This is a genomic window from Rhodococcus sp. OS5, assembly GCF_056837585.1.
Map to the genome: position 1 here is coordinate 1,563,520 of NZ_CM166368.1, position 16,433 is coordinate 1,579,952.

Annotated in this window: 17 protein-coding genes and 1 riboswitch; of the genes, 11 read left to right on the forward strand and 6 right to left on the reverse strand. The window is 64.1% G+C overall.

What is annotated here, in order from left to right; genetic code table 11:
• Positions 1 to 18 precede the first annotated feature (18 nt).
• A complete protein-coding gene (locus ACVZUB_RS07325; protein WP_075832552.1) occupies positions 19 to 384 on the forward strand; it encodes a nucleoside deaminase in 366 nt (121 codons plus the stop codon).
• A gap of 30 nt (positions 385 to 414) precedes the next feature.
• On the opposite strand, the gene ACVZUB_RS07330 is transcribed toward ACVZUB_RS07325, so the two are convergent.
• Complete coding sequence (locus ACVZUB_RS07330) at positions 415 to 1,356, reverse strand: alpha/beta hydrolase (RefSeq protein ID WP_003944347.1); 942 nt, start codon at positions 1,354 to 1,356, stop codon at positions 415 to 417.
• 114 nt (positions 1,357 to 1,470) lie between these two features.
• Between ACVZUB_RS07330 and ACVZUB_RS07335 the strand changes: the two genes are divergently transcribed.
• The 6 genes from ACVZUB_RS07335 (at position 1,471) to ACVZUB_RS07360 (ending at position 7,558) form a co-directional block, all read left to right on the forward strand.
• Positions 1,471 to 2,205, forward strand: a complete 735-nt coding sequence (locus ACVZUB_RS07335) for a hypothetical protein (RefSeq protein WP_003944326.1) — start codon at positions 1,471 to 1,473, stop codon at positions 2,203 to 2,205.
• The gene (locus ACVZUB_RS07340) at positions 2,205 to 2,678 is read left to right on the forward strand and encodes an RDD family protein (RefSeq protein WP_003944375.1); all 474 of its coding nucleotides are present in this window, start codon (positions 2,205 to 2,207) and stop codon (positions 2,676 to 2,678) included. The genes ACVZUB_RS07335 and ACVZUB_RS07340 overlap by 1 nt, the downstream gene beginning before the upstream one ends.
• Positions 2,675 to 3,022: a YidH family protein gene (locus ACVZUB_RS07345; RefSeq protein ID WP_003944317.1), complete on the forward strand. Its 348-nt coding sequence runs from the start codon at positions 2,675 to 2,677 to the stop codon at positions 3,020 to 3,022. Before ACVZUB_RS07340 ends, ACVZUB_RS07345 begins: the two co-directional genes overlap by 4 nt.
• 95 nt (positions 3,023 to 3,117) lie before the next feature.
• Positions 3,118 to 4,131: a glucose-6-phosphate dehydrogenase (coenzyme-F420) gene (fgd, locus tag ACVZUB_RS07350; protein WP_003944371.1), complete on the forward strand. Its 1,014-nt coding sequence runs from the start codon at positions 3,118 to 3,120 to the stop codon at positions 4,129 to 4,131.
• Between the two features lie 146 nt (positions 4,132 to 4,277).
• Positions 4,278 to 6,362, forward strand: a complete 2,085-nt coding sequence (gene pta / locus ACVZUB_RS07355; RefSeq protein WP_042452123.1) for a phosphate acetyltransferase — start codon at positions 4,278 to 4,280, stop codon at positions 6,360 to 6,362.
• On the forward strand, positions 6,359 to 7,558 hold the full coding sequence (locus ACVZUB_RS07360; protein WP_209448441.1) for an acetate kinase: 1,200 nt from the start codon (positions 6,359 to 6,361) through the stop codon (positions 7,556 to 7,558). The genes pta and ACVZUB_RS07360 overlap by 4 nt, the downstream gene beginning before the upstream one ends.
• Before the next feature lie 33 nt (positions 7,559 to 7,591).
• On the opposite strand, the gene ACVZUB_RS07365 is transcribed toward ACVZUB_RS07360, so the two are convergent.
• Genes ACVZUB_RS07365 through ACVZUB_RS07375 form a run of 3 tightly spaced genes read right to left on the reverse strand, consistent with a single transcriptional unit; the run spans position 7,592 to position 12,289 of the window.
• Positions 7,592 to 9,919 carry a serine/threonine-protein kinase gene (locus tag ACVZUB_RS07365; protein ID WP_058228018.1) on the reverse strand — a complete coding sequence of 776 codons (2,328 nt, stop codon included), beginning with the start codon at positions 9,917 to 9,919 and terminating at the stop codon, positions 7,592 to 7,594.
• 7 nt (positions 9,920 to 9,926) lie between these two features.
• Positions 9,927 to 10,913: a glutamate ABC transporter substrate-binding protein gene (locus ACVZUB_RS07370; RefSeq protein WP_042925914.1), complete on the reverse strand. Its 987-nt coding sequence runs from the start codon at positions 10,911 to 10,913 to the stop codon at positions 9,927 to 9,929.
• A gap of 14 nt (positions 10,914 to 10,927) precedes the next feature.
• Positions 10,928 to 12,289 (reverse strand): hypothetical protein, encoded by a 1,362-nt coding sequence (locus tag ACVZUB_RS07375; protein WP_042452116.1) that lies wholly within the window; start codon positions 12,287 to 12,289, stop codon positions 10,928 to 10,930.
• 158 nt (positions 12,290 to 12,447) lie between these two features.
• Here ACVZUB_RS07375 and ACVZUB_RS07380 point away from each other — a divergent pair, with 158 nt between their 5' ends.
• Positions 12,448 to 13,047, forward strand: a complete 600-nt coding sequence (locus ACVZUB_RS07380; RefSeq protein WP_042925897.1) for an NUDIX hydrolase — start codon at positions 12,448 to 12,450, stop codon at positions 13,045 to 13,047.
• 92 nt (positions 13,048 to 13,139) lie between these two features.
• Here ACVZUB_RS07380 and ACVZUB_RS07385 read toward each other — a convergent pair whose 3' ends face one another.
• Complete coding sequence (locus ACVZUB_RS07385; RefSeq protein WP_003944354.1) at positions 13,140 to 13,271, reverse strand: hypothetical protein; 132 nt, start codon at positions 13,269 to 13,271, stop codon at positions 13,140 to 13,142.
• 248 nt (positions 13,272 to 13,519) lie between these two features.
• The gene (gene thiE, locus ACVZUB_RS07390) at positions 13,520 to 14,215 is read right to left on the reverse strand and encodes a thiamine phosphate synthase (protein ID WP_058038517.1); all 696 of its coding nucleotides are present in this window, start codon (positions 14,213 to 14,215) and stop codon (positions 13,520 to 13,522) included.
• A gap of 26 nt (positions 14,216 to 14,241) precedes the next feature.
• A riboswitch (TPP riboswitch) is annotated at positions 14,242 to 14,388 on the forward strand.
• On the opposite strand from thiE, the gene thiO reads away from it, so the two are divergent.
• The 3 genes from thiO to thiG all read left to right on the forward strand — a co-directional run bounded on the left by thiO (position 14,388) and on the right by thiG (position 16,424).
• Positions 14,388 to 15,467, forward strand: a complete 1,080-nt coding sequence (gene thiO / locus ACVZUB_RS07395; RefSeq protein WP_003944311.1) for a glycine oxidase ThiO — start codon at positions 14,388 to 14,390, stop codon at positions 15,465 to 15,467. (Overlaps the previous riboswitch by 1 nt.)
• A complete protein-coding gene (gene thiS / locus ACVZUB_RS07400) occupies positions 15,464 to 15,679 on the forward strand; it encodes a sulfur carrier protein ThiS (RefSeq protein ID WP_003944402.1) in 216 nt (71 codons plus the stop codon). The genes thiO and thiS overlap by 4 nt, the downstream gene beginning before the upstream one ends.
• Complete coding sequence (gene thiG / locus ACVZUB_RS07405; protein WP_007726857.1) at positions 15,672 to 16,424, forward strand: thiazole synthase; 753 nt, start codon at positions 15,672 to 15,674, stop codon at positions 16,422 to 16,424. Before thiS ends, thiG begins: the two co-directional genes overlap by 8 nt.
• Positions 16,425 to 16,433: the final 9 nt, after the last annotated feature.

The window sequence follows — 16,433 nt, forward strand, 5'->3', positions numbered from 1 at the left end:
GTCCATTAGTGTCGAGTGATGTTTTCACCTCGAGATGCCCTTGCGGTTGCTCTTGACGTAGCGCGTGAGGGCATGGAGCTCGGGGAGATGCCGATCGGCGCAGTCGTGTTCGACGACGACCGTGTGCTCGGGCGGGCGTATACGCAAGAACGGGCACTCGGCCGACGGGTAGTCCATGCGGACCTTCAAGCGCTCTTGCAGGCCGACGAGGCTCTCGGATTCACTCGAGCGTCCGGTGAATTGACATTGGCGGTCAATCTCGAACCATGTCTCATGTGTATGGGTGCCGCGATCACGCTCGGCGTGACCCGGGTGTGGTTCGCTGAATACGCCACCGGCACTGGCCCCGCCGGGATGCGGGACTGGGCGCGCAGTCTCACCTGACGCCATGGCTTGTAAGGAGGGCCGTGAGGCTCACGCCCCGATAGCGCCCGCGATCATCGGCCACGACGCGCGCATGTCGGCTTCGAAGAGCCCCCAGGTGTGGGTGCCTTCGGGTCGGAAGCTGAACGTCGCGGGAATGCCGAGCTGACCGAATCGCCCCTGCAGGGCAGCGGTGCACATGTTGGTGATGCCTTCGAGGACCGCGCCGGGAACGACGCCGGCGGCCATCGCCAGCGAGTTGATTCCGTCCACCGGGCCGGGGAGGCCGTTGCCGGTCGAGATGAACAGCGCTGTGCCACGCAGTTTCTCGGCGTTGATCAACGGGTCGTGCGCCGCCCACTGCGGGCTACCCCACGGCCCCCACATGTTGGCAGCGTTGCCGCCGCCGAGTATCTCGACCATCGAGCGCACCGCTGCCTGGCCGAGCGGGTCGCCGGCGCGCGGACAGCCGCTGTACGAGCCGACTGCGCGGTAGGTGCCCGGCGACTGGATCGCGAGGTCCAGAACCGGTCCGCCTGCCATCGACACACCACCGAGTGCGTTGACACCGGTCGTGTTGTACCGAGCGTTGACCGCCGCCGGTAGTTCCTTGGTGAGATACGTCTGCCACTTGTTACGGCCCAGCACCGGATCGTCGGCGTTCCAGTCGGTGTACATGCTGAACTTGCCGCCGACCGGCATGACCACGTTGACGTGTTTGTCGTCGAAGAAGTCACGAACTCCGGTGTTGTTGAACCACGAGATCCCGTCCTCGCCGCCGCCGACACCGGTCAACAGATAGAAGGTCGGGGCCGGGCCTCCTCCGGCCGGCGAAATCACGTCGTTGGCGATCCAGCGGTCCATCGAGGGGGAGTAGACGTCGATGCGACTGACCACGGAATCCGCGCTCGCGGTCGGCGCGCTGAGGCCGAGAAAGCCGGCGGCCATGGCCACCGCCATCGTCAGCCGAACCGTGAAACGACGTGTCTTCATATTTCCCCCAGGCGCAAGCCGGACAGCGTATTTGTGCCTTCCAACAGTGGCACAATGCGAAGAGGAGTGACGAATGTCCGGGTAACAGTCGTATAAGAAGATGGAGACAATTGCGTGGGATCGCAGTCGCACCACCCCGAATCCGACGTGATTCGGCTGGCCTTCGGGCTGGCCGCGATCACGGCTGGTGCGGCGCGCAGAACCGCTGGTCTCGCACTTGATTCCGTGCAGCGGATCCCTGTCGTCGGTGACGCACTCGACGGCGCGATCACTCAGGTCACCACTCGCGGCACGGAAGCGATGCACTCGACCGTGGAGTTCGCCGACTCGACCTTGCGGACGGTGATCAAAGCTGTCGTCGACGCTGCTCTGTCCGAAGTCGACATCACCAAGATCGTCGTCGACCACGTGGACATCGACAAGATCGCCGAGAACATCGACGTGGACAAGATTGCCGAACGGGTCTCGCTCGAACCGATCATCGACCGGGTCGACGTGGACGAGATCGCAAGCCGCCTCGACGTCAAAGCGGTGATCGATCGCCTCGATCTCGACGGGATAGTCGACACGGTCGACCTCGAACGCCAGGTCAACCGCATCGACCTCGTCAAGATCGCCGACCAGGTCATCGAGGGCGTCGACCTGCCCCAGATGATTCGTGAATCGACCGGTTCACTCTCCACGGAAGCCGTGCACGGAGCTCGAGTGCAGGGCATGCAGGCGGACGACGCTGTCGCCGGCTTCGTCGGGCGACTCTTCGGCCGCGACAACGCACCGTCATCAGATAAACCGTCACCAGAAAAACCGTCGACAGAGACCGATCCGAAGACGAACGCAGGCGAACGCTAGTGGCCCAGGAGAGTTCCGGCCCAGCCGGCATCGTCACCCGTGGACTCGCCGGACTGATCGACCTGGGCGTCGTCCTGCTCCTGATGGGTTCCGTGTACGTGGGCTTCGCCTTCGTCCGACTGCTCTTCTCGCCACAGAGTTTCACTTTCTCGGAACCGGGAATCTTCCTGTCCACGACGGCATTTCTCGGTGTCTCGGTGGCGTATCTGACCGCCTGCTGGGCGACCACCGGTCGGACTGTCGGGTCCCTCGTGATGGGGCTGCGGGTGATCACGTCCGGGCATCGCCTCGTGCGCTGGCCGTTGGCCTTCATCCGTGCGGTGCTCTGCGTGCTCTTCGCCTTCGGATTGCTGTGGTCGGCGGTCGATCGACGACGACGTTCGTTGCAGGACATCGTTCTGCGCACCGAGGTCGTCTACGACTGGCGTCAGGACCCGGATCTGGTGGCACCGCACGGAGGTGAGCACGCATGAGTGAACCGAACCGCCCGGACGAGCGCTTCACCCTTGCCAGCGAGCGCACCTTCCTCGCCTGGATGCGTAGCTCACTCGCCCTGCTGGCCGGAGGCATCGCCGTCGTCCAGTTGGTACCGGAATGGAGTACAGGGTGGGTTCGCACGACTCTCGGTCTGACCCTGATCGCACTCGCGGCGGCGGCCGCACTGGTAGGTATGCGACGCTGGCTACAGGTGAAGAAGGCGCTCGAGGACGGAGCGGCGATGCCGGAACCGCACGCTTTGTGGCTGTTTGCACTGGCACTGGCCGGGGTTGCCGTCGCAGCCGGCGTGGCAACGGTGGTCACCAGCCTCGCTCGCTGAGATACGCAGAGAAGTCCGAGCGGTGTCTGGATAGTCTGCAAAGAACGTGAAGCATGTCAGAGAAGTAAACGAAACAGACGACAAGGGAGTGCACGGTGGCGCAGGAACTCAAGCTCGGATACAAGGCATCGGCTGAGCAATTCGGCCCTCGCGAACTGGTAGAGCTGGCAGTTCTGGCAGAGCAGCACGGCATGGATTCCGTTGCGGTGAGCGATCATTTCCAGCCGTGGCGTCACAACGGTGGCCACGCACCGTTCTCGCTCGCCTGGATGACCGCCGTCGGTGAGCGCACCGAGCGCGTGCAGATCGGCACGTCCGTGATGACGCCGACGTTCCGCTACAACCCGGCAGTCATCGCTCAGGCGTTCGCGACGATGGGATGTCTCTACCCGGGACGCATCATGCTCGGCGTCGGCAGCGGTGAGGCTCTCAACGAGATCGCCACCGGCTTCCAGGGCGAGTGGCCCGAGTTCAAGGAACGCTTCGCGCGGCTGCGTGAGTCCGTGCGGTTGATGCGTGAGCTGTGGCTGGGCGATCGTGTCGACTTCGAAGGCGAGTACTTCACCACTCGTGGCGCGTCGATCTACGACGTTCCCGAGGGTGGGATTCCCGTGTACATCGCGGCCGGCGGACCCGTTGTCGCCCGGTACGCGGGACGTGCCGGTGACGGCTTCATCTGCACCTCCGGAAAGGGCATGGAGCTCTACACCGAGAAGCTGCTTCCAGCCGTTGCCGAGGGCGCAGCCAAGGCCGAGCGCGACGTCGCCGACATCGACAAGATGATCGAGATCAAGATCAGCTACGACACCGATCCGGAGGCTGCACTCGAGAACACCCGCTTCTGGGCTCCGCTGTCCCTGACGCCGGAGCAGAAGCACAGCATCGAGGATCCGATCGAAATGGAAGCCGCTGCCGACGCTCTGCCCATCGAGCAGGTGGCCAAGCGCTGGATCGTCGCTTCCGATCCGGACGACGCCGTCGAGCAGGTCAAGGCCTACGTCGATGCCGGTCTCAATCACCTGGTGTTCCACGCACCGGGCCATGATCAGCGCCGGTTCCTCGAACTGTTCGAGCGTGACCTCGCGCCTCGCTTGCGTGCTCTGGGCTGATCCTCGAGATCAACTGAACGGTGTCTGCCACTCGACGTGTGGCAGGCACCGTTCGTCTTTCTCGTAGCCGCCGGTTGTCGGCACGAGCGTGAGCGTGACCACGATCAGTGGCAAGGTGGGCGGCGGCCCACACTAGGCTGTTGGGCATGCCAGAAGCGCCCGCTGCCGTGTCGAGTGTCTACGTTGCCTCTCCTGAAGGTGACACCGGAAAATCCACCATCGCGCTTGGCGTGCTGCAGATGCTGTGCGCGACCGTCGCCCGGGTCGGTGTCTTCCGCCCGATCGCCCGCTCTACCGAGGAAACCGACTACATCCTCGAACTGCTGCTCGAGCACACCACCGCCGATCTCTCCTACGCCGACGCACTCGGCGTCACCTACGAGCAGGTTCACGCCGATCCTGAAGCCGCGCTGGCCGACATCGTCGCGAAGTACCACACCGTGGCCGAGCAGTGCGACGCCGTCGTCATCATCGGAAGTGACTACACCGACGTAGCAAGCCCGAGCGAGCTGAGCTTCAACGCCCGCATCGCCGTGAACCTCGGCGCGCCGGTTCTGCTGGCGGTTCGAGGCGCTCGGCGCAGTGTCGAGGAGGTCGCCCAGCTCGCGCATCTATGCGCCGCCGAGTTGGCCGCCAACCACGCTCATCTGCTCGCGGTCGTCGCCAATCGTTGCGATCCCGACAAGCTCGACGAGGTCACCGCAGCGCTGTCCGACATCGGTGTTCCGACGTGGAGCCTGCCGGAGATTCCGTTGCTCGTCTCGCCCACGATGGCCGAGTTGATGGAGGCCACCGGCGGCGAGTTGTATTCGGGTGACCCGGAACTGCTGCACCGCGAAGCGCTGAAGGTGATGGTGGGCGGCATGACCGCGGAGCACATCCTCGAGCGTCTGGTCGAGGGCATGGTCGTCATCGCACCGGGCGATCGCTCGGACGTACTGCTCGCATTGCTCAATGCACATGAGGCGGAAGGATTTCCGTCGCTCGCGGGCATCATCATGAACGGCGGAATCACACCGCACCCAGCCATCGCAGCGTTGATGGCCGGCCTCAAACAGCGTCTTCCGATCCTGACGACAACCCTCGGTACCTTCGACACCGCAAGCGCCGCAGCCCAAACCCGCGGACGCGTGGCAGTCGGTTCGCAGCGCAAGGTGGACACCGCGTTGAGCTTGATGGAACAGCGCGTCGACGCCGACGTCCTGATGGACCGACTGGCACTGCCGATCCCGTCCGTCGTGACCCCACAGATGTTCGAGTACAAGCTGATCGACCGCGCTCGACGCGATCGCAAGCACATCGTCCTGCCTGAGGGTGACGACGACCGGATCCTGCGCGCGGCCGGCCGGTTGCTGCAGCGCCAGGTTGCCGACCTGACGATCCTCGGTGACGAACCCAGTGTGCGTCGACGCGCAGCGGAACTCGGCGTCGACATCAGTGGCGCGCAGGTACTCGCACCCGCGCAGTCCGAGTACACCGAGCGCTTCGCACAGGAATACACCGCGCTGCGTGCTCACAAGGGCATGACCATCGAGCGGGCCCGCGAGGTGATCGCCGACATCTCGTACTTCGGAACGATGATGGTGCACTTGGGAATTGCCGACGGCATGGTGTCCGGCGCTGCACACACCACCGCTCACACGATTCGACCCTCGTTCGAGATCATCAAGACTGCCCCCGGTGTCTCGACGGTCTCGAGCATCTTCCTGATGTGCCTGGCCGACCGCGTTCTCTCCTACGGTGACTGCGCAGTGGTTCCGGACCCGACGTCGGAGCAGTTGGCGGACATCGCGATCTCGTCCGCACAGACGGCGTCGCAGTTCGGGATCGATCCGCGCATCGCGATGCTCTCGTACTCCACCGGGGATTCGGGCAGCGGAGCCGACGTCGACAAGGTTCGCACCGCGACCGCTTTGGTGCGCGAGCGTCGACCGGATCTGTTGGTGGAAGGGCCCATTCAGTACGACGCCGCCGTCGAGCAGAGTGTCGCCGACAAGAAGATGCCGGATTCGCTGGTGGCGGGCAAAGCAACGGTGTTCGTGTTCCCGGACCTGAACACCGGCAACAACACGTACAAGGCAGTGCAGCGTAGCGCCGGTGCTATCGCCGTCGGGCCGGTTCTGCAGGGACTGAACAAGCCGGTCAACGACCTCTCGCGTGGAGCGTTGGTCCAGGACATCGTCAACACCGTGGCTATCACGGCAATACAGGCACAGGGAGCGCAAGCGTGAGCGACGGCACCGTACTGGTCATCAATTCCGGCTCGTCATCCATCAAATTTCAACTCGTGCATCCGGATACGGCGGAATCGGTGGCGCACGGTCTCATCGAGCGCATCGGTGAGCCCGACGGCCACATCGTCTACAACCACCGCACCGGAGTCGAAGACCGGAGCCTTCCGATCGCCGATCACCGCGCAGGTCTGAAGATGGTGCTCGACATCGTCGCCGAGGTCGGGCGGCCGCTGAGTGAGGCCGGAATCATCGCAGTCGGTCACCGAGTCGTGCACGGTGGTGACATCTTCCATTCGCCGACTCTCATCGACGACGGCGTCGTGAAAGCCATCGCGGATTTGTCGAACCTTGCGCCGCTGCACAATCCAGCCAACGTGATCGGTATCGAGGTGGCGCGCGAAGAACTGCCAGACGTTCCGCACGTCGCAGTGTTCGACACCGCCTTCTTTCACACACTGCCCGCGGCGGCGTCCACCTATGCGATCGATCGGGATGTGGCCAAGGCCAACCAGATTCGCCGGTACGGCTTCCACGGGACCTCACACGAATACGTGTCTGGACGGGTCGCGGAGTTCCTCGGCAAGGATCCGGCCGAGCTGAATCAGATAGTCCTGCACCTCGGAAACGGCGCTTCGGCCTCGGCAATCAAGGGCGGCAAGGCCATCGACACCACGATGGGCCTCACCCCGCTCGAGGGTCTTGTCATGGGCACCCGCAGCGGCGACATCGACCCAGGCATCATCTTGCACCTCAACCGCAACTCGGGAATGAAGGTCGACGAGATCGACGACCTCCTCAACCGGCGCTCCGGTTTGAAGGGACTGTCGGGAGTCAACGATTTCCGTGCCCTGCTCGCACTGATCGAGGGCGGCGACCAAGACGCACAACTTGCGTACGACGTTTACGTGCACATGCTCCGTAAGTACATCGGCGCCTTCATCGTTCAACTCGGTGGCGTCGACGTCATCACCTTCACCGGCGGCGTCGGGGAGAACAACGTCGACGTACGACGCGACAGCCTGGCCGGGCTTTCCCGTCTCGGTATCGAGGTCGATCCGGCTCTCAACGAGGCGAAGAGTCGCGACGAGCGTCGTATCTCCGCATCCTCGTCGGCCGTCGAGGTGCTGGTGGTCCCCACCAACGAGGAGTTGGCGATCGCCCGCGCGGCGAAGGCTTTGGTGGCCGCACTATAGGTTTCTGCAGCACTGTAAACCTCGGGGCGTCCGTCAGAAATTGCTGCGCGGACGCACCGCATTCGCCCGGTCCACGAGGGCGTAGCGGTGCGTGCGGGAGGTCGTGGCGCGAGCGAGGGCGCGAAGGCAGGCTTCGGCTCCGGTGCGCAGACCTTGCTCGGTGAAGGGCAGGTCGAGGATGGGTTCGAGTTCGGTGTGCGAGCGATTGCCGTAGCGAATCCAATCGAGTGCCGTGCCCAACACCAGGGTTCGCATCTGCAGGCTTCGGCTCTCTTCAGCAGGTAGCGCCCGAACACGACGGGCGGCTTCCCGCAGAGTCGATTCGTCGAGTTCGGCGATCGGAACGCCGGACAGCATCGTCAGAGCGCTGGACATCCGTGCGACGTTGTAGTGCCGGGAAGACGTGGGTACTTCGTCGAGGGCGGCGATGGCTGCCTTCTTGTTGCCGTGATCGGCGAGTTGTCGGGCGAGCCCGAATGCTGCGCTCACGTAGTTTCGTTCGGTCCGCCAGACGGTGCGGTAGTACTTCTCGGAGAAGCGGCACCATTGGTCCGGGTCGTCGCTCTCCCAGTGCTGGAGAATCAGTTCTGCCGTCGCTGCCAACGCCAGCTTTGGTGCAGCCTCGCCGGGCAGTGCGGTGAGAACTGTCTCGAAGTGACTGAAAGCGGGCTCGAATCGGTCCAGTTGTAACGCCGCAAGTCCTCGATACCACTCGATCTTCCAGTGGTCCCCGATGTTCTGCTGGAGTTCGCCCAGAACTGTCAGTGCGGTTTCCGGATCACCGAGATCGAGATGAGCTTTGGCCTCGGCCAGTCGAACTTCGCCCGAGACGGCGGCCGCCGGTGTGCCCGATGTTCGGTCGATTCCGTTCTCGCGGGCGTGTTTCAACGCATCGAGGGTCTGCGACGGTTCGCTGTGCACCGCTGCCGCCAGCAACGGCGCGCTGGGATCGGTGGGGTCGACCAACGGAATGGGAAGTGCGTGCGCAACTTCGCGCGGATCGAGAGCGGCGTCGTGGCTGACACCGTCCACGTACACATCGGTTTGCCCGACCAATTCATCGGTGCCGAAAGACGTTCGCTGCCTGCTGAACACGAGCGAGAGTCCGGGATTCTCCTGCCCGGTTTGCTCGGCGAGGATTTCTCGCAGAACGCCGGTGAGTTGTCCCGCGATTTCCTCGGCGGACTGGAATCGCTTCTTCGGATCCGGGTCGGTGGCGCGTAGCAGTAGACGGTGGAAGAACTCGTGGTCGCGCAGTAGTGGCTCGTCCTCGGGTTCGGGAAGGCCGTCGAGGTACCGTCCGTGCTTCGAAGGCATGTCGAGGGTGAGAACCGCGAGTGTTCTTCCGACGGTAAAGATGTCGGAGGCGATGGTCGGGCCGGTCTCGATGATCTCGGGTGCTTGATAGCCGGCGGTACCGTACAGGTATCCGTAGTCTTCGATTCCGGACACGGCGCCGAGATCGATCAGCTTCAACTGATCCTCGGTGACCATCACGTTCTCGGGTTTGAGGTCGTTGTAGGCCAGGCCGGTGGAATGCAGATAGCTCAGCGCCGGAAGGATTTCCAGTACGTAGCCGATTGCCTGCTCGATCGGCATGTGCTTGCCGTCCGGGAATTCGGCCAGCACCTCTCGCAATGATCGCCCACCCACGTACTCCATGACGATGTACCCCATGGGTGTGCCGTCCGGGCGCGGATGCTCGACGAAGTTGAAGATCTTGACGATGCTGGGGTTGGCGACCTCGGCGAGGAACTGACGCTCGGCCACCGCAACGGCTTGCGCTTCGGAATCACCGAAATGCAAGAGCCCCTTGAGAACTACCCACCTGTCGCTGACATTGCGATCGATCGCGAGGTAGATCCATCCCAGGCCGCCGTGCGCGATGGGCCCTTGAACCTCGTATTGACCGGACACCAATTCGCCCTCTTCGAGGAGTGGACGGAAGTCGAAAGTGGAACCGCACTTGGGGCAGGTGCCGTGCTGAGTTGCCTTGGTGCTTGCGCTCTTACGACCGACTGGTTCGTTGCATTTCCAACAGAACCGTTTCCGCTCGGGGACGGTCGGGTCACTCATCACCGCAGATGCGGGGTCGATCTGCGGGACGGGGGGAACCTCGACCAGGCCGCCGCCGAGACGCAGCTTTCGCCCCGACCGGCTGCGGCGGGATCGAGTGGAGCGGCCGGTCGGGGAGGAGGATGCGGAGGGCGTGGTACCCCGTATCTGCGCCGAAGTCGGCTCGAGACGCTCGTAGGCGCCGGTGGCTTCGGGCTCGGGCCGCTCGTAGGCGCCGGTGGCTTCGGGTTCGGGACGCATGGAAGCCTGCGTGGCGTCGGGCTCGGGGCCGGTTTCTTCGGTCATGTCAGCCTCAATCCCGGTAGACGGCCGGCGGGGGACCGGGCGAAGGACCGAGGACGCTGAGCCAGCGGTCGTAGATACGGTTCCAGGTCCCGTCGCTCCGGATCCGATCCAGTGTTCCGTTGACGAATCGGACCAAGTCGGGGTTGTCCTTGTTCACTCCGATTCCGTACGGTTCGACGCCCAGTGAGCCACCGACCATCATCAGATACGGGTCTTGCGAGGCGAGGCCCGCGAGGATCGTGTCGTCGGTGCTGATCGCGTCCACCTGCCCCTGCTGGAGGACGACGAGGCAGTCGGACCACATCGGGACGGTGACGACGGTGGCTTCGGGTTGGAGTTGCTGGATTCGAGTCGCCGAGGTCGTTCCCCGGGCAGCGCAGACCCGCTTGCCTGCGAGGTCGTCGATGCCGCGGACGGATGACCCCTGCAAGACCTGAATTCGTTGTTCAGCGGAGAAGTACTGCGTCGAGAAGTCGACCTTCTCGCGCCGCTCGCACGTGATGGTCATGGTCTTGACGACCACGTCGACCATCGATTCCTGGAGTGCGGCGATCCGATCGTCCGACGTCAGGATTCGGTACTCGATCTTCTCCGGGTCACCGAGCAGATCTCGGGCGATTTCGCGGGCGATGTCCACGTCGAAACCCTCGAGGCGCCCGGTGGCCGGATCGCGAAAGCTCATGAGGTTGGAACCGGTGTCCAGGCCCACGATCAGCCGCCCGCGGGCGCGGATGGCGTCGAGGCTCGGCGTGGGTGGCTGCGGAGATGCGTCTGCGGGGGTGGGCCGCAGGCTCGCGGTGAGGTTGGTGCACGACGCGGTAGTCGTCGGTGTCGGGCTGGGAGCGATGGTGGCCTCGGCCGGCAGCGGCGGTTCCGTGTACGACGTGGCGCCTGCGTTGTCCAAGTCTTCGGCTCGATCCGCACCGCAACCGGCGAGCATCAGCATGGCCGCTGCCAGAACCGCGACACATACGGCCGGGCTCTTCCTCCGCATCACCGGTACTCCCGTCACTGATACTCCCGCAGTCGAGGCCAGAATCCGATGAAGATTCCGGCAACTCCGAGAACTGCCAATACAGACATGCCCGGTGCAGAGGCAGCCAACACCCGGGAGGCGTACGAGACGTCGGACCGAAGATTCGTGCGCGAATCCACGATTCCCTGCCAGAGTTCGTGATCGAGCTTTCCGTACTCCGCGGCCGAATCCTGTTCTCCGGCGCCGATGGTGATGGCTGCGGCGGACGTGAAGTCGCCGTTTCCGAGACGGTCGTACATGCGCGTGTGCGCAGCCACCCACTGCTGGCGCGAGTCGAGTGCGGCGGTCAGCACTTCGCTGTTCACTCGGGCGCGTTCGTCGCTTTGCAGGCCCTCGAGGATGTCCCGCAGAGCATCGACCTTGCGGGTGAACGTCACGTTGTCCTCGGCGGTCGAATCCCGCCTCGCCAGCGTGAGGGTTTCCACGGTGCGTGCTTGCTGCGCCATGATTCGTGCCTCGGTCAGTTCGTGCAGTGGCTCGGCCCCGGCGTCGAGCGCGCGCCCGGTGGCCAGTGCGGAGACCAGTCCGACCGTGAGCAGCCACAGCAGAGCTGCAGCGACCGCGAGCGAGGCAAGGATCAACCCGAGATTGAAGCGTCGGCGACTCTTGCGGGAGAAGTACATCTGTGTCGCCACCAGCGCGCACAGCACGAAGACGAACGCCACGATCGGCCACCACGGTGGAGTCTCGAAATCGCGCTGTACTTGGGAGACCAGCGTCTCCTGCGAGGCGTGCAGTTGCTGGGCCATCGGCAGCAGCGAGGTCTGCATCAACTGCGAGGCCTCGCTCAAATATGCTGCCCCGACCGGGTTTCCGACGCGATTGTTCGCCCGTGCAGTTTCGACCAGCCCGGTGTAGACGGAGAGGTCGGTCGAGATTGTGGTCAACGCGCTGTGACCGGCAAGATCGGTCGAGTCGAGACCGGCCGACGCCTGGACGATCTCCGCAGAGGCCTCACCGATCGACTGCGTGTATCGGTCGCGGACTTCGGCGGGTTCGAGGCCGCCGGAGATGAAGGCGGTGGCCGCGGCGGCGTCTGCCAAGGACAACGCACTGTAGAGATTCTGGGCCGAGTTGGCGAGAGGCTCGGTTTCGACGAGGAGGAGGTCGAGGTTCGCCTGGCGGTTCTCGATCGCTGCGGTGGCGAGGAGTCCGGCGATCAAAGTGATCGCGATCAGGATCAGTCCGACGACGGTCAACCGGCCAGGCGTCGAGGACATGAAGGCCTGCAGTTCGCGCCGCAGAAGTGCCTGCTCGTCCTCCGCCGACACTGATGTGGCCTCGGAGGGCGGCAGCGACCGGGGTTCGATGGACGGGACGACACGGTCGACCATCGAGCACCTCACTTCGCTGTAGGCGGGCTACCGAGAAATGATGCCGCCGAGAAATGATTCAGGGCATCTTCGCGAGCATATAAGCATCACCTACACCTGGAGCAGATTGAAACGGTTAGTGTGGGACAACGGCGAGAGCAGGCGGAGCGAGGTAGTCGATGCGTGGTGACGGTGACGGTTGGTCCATCGGATCGGACGGTACTCGGCATTGGGGTAAACACGGAGCCGCAGGACTGCTTCTGCGTGCCCCCGATTCGGACGGATCACCCATGGTCTTGCTGCAGCATCGTGCGGCGTGGAGCCATCAGGGCGGAACGTGGGCACTGCCCGGCGGAGCGCGGGACTCACACGAGAGCACGACGCACGCTGCCGTCCGGGAAGCACACGAAGAAGCAGGTATCGCCGAGGACGCCGTCCGTGTCCGCGGGGAAGTAGTGACGATGCGCGCCGAGAGCGGGTGGACTTACACCACCGTCGTGGCTGACGCGGCGCATCCACTGTCGACGGTTGCCAATGGTGAGAGCACCGAGTTGCGGTGGGTACGCGAAGCCGACGTCGACTCACTGCCGCTGCATCCGGGCTTCGGTTCCTCATGGCCCGACCTCCGGACCGAGCCTGTTGTGGCCGTGGACGGCGATCCGCACACCGTCGTGCTCGAGGACGGCGGATTCGGATGGTTGTCGGGTAGTTCCCACCAAGGCAGTGAGCAGTCAGGCAGTGACCAGAACCTGTCCGAGGCGTCGAGTACGCAGTCGTAGCACTCGAGTCTTCACAGTTCATACACAGCAGAAGGGCCGGACTCCGCGGGAGTCCGGCCCTTCGGTGTTTCGGTCGTCGACCGAAACGAGGCTCAGCTGAGCGAGTTCAGCGCCGTGATGAAGCTGACCGCGGTGATACCGAGCTTGAGCAGCTCGCTGATCTTGCCGAGGTTCAGGTCTTCGAGCGATTCGGTGCTGAGCGAGCCGGTGTCGAGGGATCCCATTTAGTGCTCCTAGGTTCAGTTAGTAACTGGAGGTAAACTACAACAAACCGAATGGGATGTGACACGCAATCGAAGCAACTGTGAGCAAGATCACTTAATCCGACTTTTCGGACATCCAATCGCACCTAGGAACTGGGAGTTTGTTGTCTGATCGGACAACTTCCGTTCACAATTCGAGTCAGGCGTGCTGACCCGTAACTGTGCGGAAATCGCCCGGCAAACACTTGACGAACGCCAGTTACCGGCTTTCAGCGCCCAGCGACGGCTGCGGCGAGGCGTTGCGCGGCCGCCTGGGGATCCGATGCTTGCGTGATTGCACGCACGACGACGATGCGCCTGGCGCCGGCATCGAGCAGCTCTGGCAGACGTTCTTCGTCGATGCCGCCGATCGCGAACCAGGGCCGCGGCGGTGCGGCGTCGGCGGTCGATCGAACCAGTTCCAAACCGGACGCACTTCGATTCGGTTTGGTCGGTGTCGCCCAGACCGGCCCGGTACAGAAGTAGTCGACGCCCTCTTCGATGGCGGCCAAACTCGCCTGCGCGCGACTGCTCGTCGAACGGCCGATGACTACGTCTTCACCGACAACGGTTCGCGCGTAGGGGACGGGAATGTCGTTCTGGCCGAGGTGGAGGATGTCGGCGCCGGAAGCCATCGCGAGATCCGCGCGATCGTTGACGGCCAACAATGCGCCGTGGCGTCGCGCTGCGGTCGCGAGAATGCCCAGCGCCACCAGTTCGTCCTTGGCCTCGAGCGGGCCGAACTCGCGCTCACCGGCAGAGCCTTTGTCACGCAATTGGATGATGTCGACTCCGCCGGACAATGCTGCCTCGGCGAACTGCGCGAGGTCGCCTTTCTCGCGGCGCGCGTCGGTGCACAGGTACAGCCGTGCTGCTGCCAGGCGCTCGCGCCGGTCGATGTCGTTACTGGGATGTGTGGGGTGCACGGAGCAAACGGTAGCCTCTAGGGAGCAAGGTTCGACACGGGAGTCCTGAAACGTCGTCGTCACTTTTTGTCGTGACTGCGAGGTTCGTAGGGCTGAGAGGGGATCGCGACCAGATCCCGACCGTCAGACCTGACCCGGATCATGCCGGCGCAGGAAGTGGAGGTGGAGTTTCGTGAGTACACACGCTCGTACGGTGTCGGTTGTCGGCGGCGGTGTCATCGGTCTCGCTATCGCGTGGCGAGCAGCCCGCGACGGGTGGGCCGTTCGGTTGTACGACCCGTCCATTGGATCAGGTGCTTCGTGGGTGGCGGGCGGAATGCTTGCCCCGCTTTCCGAAGGCTGGCCGGGTGAAGAAACCGCGTTGACAATCGGTGCAGCGTCCCTGGAACGGTGGCCGACGTTCGGTGAGGAGCTCGGAAAATTCGGGCAATCGGTCTTCACCGCGGACAGCTCGCTGACGGTTGCACTCGACGCTGCCGACGCGCAGGACCTGCAGACCATCGCCGAGTGGGTGAGCTCGCAGGGGCACGAACTCGAAGTTCTCGGTCGCGCGCGCATCCGTGAACTCGAACCGATGCTGGGCCGGGGCATCCGGTCGGGGTTGATGGCTGTTGGTGAGTCCGCCGTCGACAACAGACTTCTGCTGGCGGCGTTGCAGAAGGCCTGTGCGGAATCCGGCGTCGAATTGATCGCGCGGGCCGTCGACGACCTCGCCGAACTCGATACCGATCAGATAGTGCTCACCGCCGGTATCGCGTCACCCAAGCTGTGGCCCGGGCTACCGGTACGCCCGGTCAAGGGCGAAATCCTTCGCTTGCGCAGTAGGCCTGGAGTCACCCCGGCGCCCAGCCGCACCATCCGCGGAAGCGTCCACGGGCGGCCCGCCTACCTCGTCCCGCGCGGTGACGGAATCGTCGTCGGCGCAACACAATACGAGTCTGGTGAGGACACACAGGTCACGATGGCCGGAGTACGGGACCTGATCAACGACGCCGAGGCACTGATGCCGGCGATCGGCGAATACGAACTGTACGAGTGCGCGGCAGGTCTGCGTCCCATGACGCCGGACAACCTGCCGTTGATCGGGCGCGTGTCCGATCGTGTTGTCGTCTCCACCGGGCACGGCCGCAACGGAGTCCTGCTGACGCCCGTCACCGCCGATGCGACGGTCGCGTTGCTGAACGGCACATCTTTGGTCGAGGTAAAAGGAACCGAACCCGAGCGGTTCGCAGTAGCTAAGGAAAATTCATGAGTGAGCAGGTCCCGATCGGGATCACCGTCAACGGCGAAGATCTCGAGTTCGATCGAGCAGTCACGGTGACCGAACTTCTGACGCACCTCGAGTTGCCGAGCAAAGGCATCGCCGTCGCCGTCGACGGTGCGCTCTTTCCTCGCGGGCGTTGGGACGAATCCGTCGGACGTGGTTGGGAAATCGAGATCCTCACGGCGGTGCAGGGTGGCTGAGCAGGACCTTCTCACTATCGCGGGCCGCAGTTTCGGTTCCCGGCTCATCACGGGGACAGGCGGCGCCGCCAACCTTGCGGTGCTCGAGGAAGCGCTTGTCGCCTCCGGTACCGAACTGACCACCGTCGCGATGCGGCGAGTCGACGCGGCAGGCGGCACCGGCGTTCTGGACCTGCTTCGTCGCCTCGGAATCGAACCGTTGCCGAACACCGCCGGGTGTCGGGGCGCCGCCGAAGCGGTCCTGACGGCGCAGTTGGCACGCGAAGCGCTCGAGACGAACTGGGTCAAACTCGAAGTCATCGCCGACGAGCGGACTCTGCTGCCCGACGCAATCGAACTCGTCTCCGCCGCAGAACAATTGGTGGACGACGGATTCACCGTCCTGCCGTACACGACGGACGATCCGGTGCTGGCGCTTCGCCTCGAAGAGGTCGGCTGCGCGGCAGTCATGCCGCTCGGTTCACCCATCGGGACAGGGCTGGGTATCGCGAATCCGCACAATATCGAGATGATCGTCGAGCGCGCCGGCGTGCCCGTCATCCTCGACGCCGGAATCGGAACGGCCAGCGACGCCACCCTTGCTATGGAGTTGGGCTGCGACGCCGTCCTACTTGCGACAGCGGTGACGCGGGCCAAGAATCCCGCGTTGATGGCGTCGGCGATGCGGCACGCAGTGGTAGCAGGTTTCGAAGCGCGTCACGCCGGCCGGATTCCCAAGCGGTTCTGGGCCCAAGCATCGTCCTGACGGACCATT

Coding starts and splice junctions, on each gene's coding strand:
- thiS (WP_003944402.1), top strand. CDS start 15,464: ATGAGTGAGCAGGTCCCGATCGGGATCACCGTCAACGGCGAAGATCTC.
- pta (WP_042452123.1), top strand. CDS start 4,278: ATGCCAGAAGCGCCCGCTGCCGTGTCGAGTGTCTACGTTGCCTCTCCT.
- ACVZUB_RS07345 (WP_003944317.1), top strand. CDS start 2,675: ATGAGTGAACCGAACCGCCCGGACGAGCGCTTCACCCTTGCCAGCGAG.
- ACVZUB_RS07330 (WP_003944347.1), bottom strand. CDS start 1,356: ATGAAGACACGTCGTTTCACGGTTCGGCTGACGATGGCGGTGGCCATG.
- ACVZUB_RS07380 (WP_042925897.1), top strand. CDS start 12,448: ATGCGTGGTGACGGTGACGGTTGGTCCATCGGATCGGACGGTACTCGG.
- ACVZUB_RS07375 (WP_042452116.1), bottom strand. CDS start 12,289: ATGGTCGACCGTGTCGTCCCGTCCATCGAACCCCGGTCGCTGCCGCCC.
- ACVZUB_RS07365 (WP_058228018.1), bottom strand. CDS start 9,919: ATGACCGAAGAAACCGGCCCCGAGCCCGACGCCACGCAGGCTTCCATG.
- ACVZUB_RS07385 (WP_003944354.1), bottom strand. CDS start 13,271: ATGGGATCCCTCGACACCGGCTCGCTCAGCACCGAATCGCTCGAAGAC.
- ACVZUB_RS07370 (WP_042925914.1), bottom strand. CDS start 10,913: ATGCGGAGGAAGAGCCCGGCCGTATGTGTCGCGGTTCTGGCAGCGGCC.
- ACVZUB_RS07325 (WP_075832552.1), top strand. CDS start 19: ATGTTTTCACCTCGAGATGCCCTTGCGGTTGCTCTTGACGTAGCGCGT.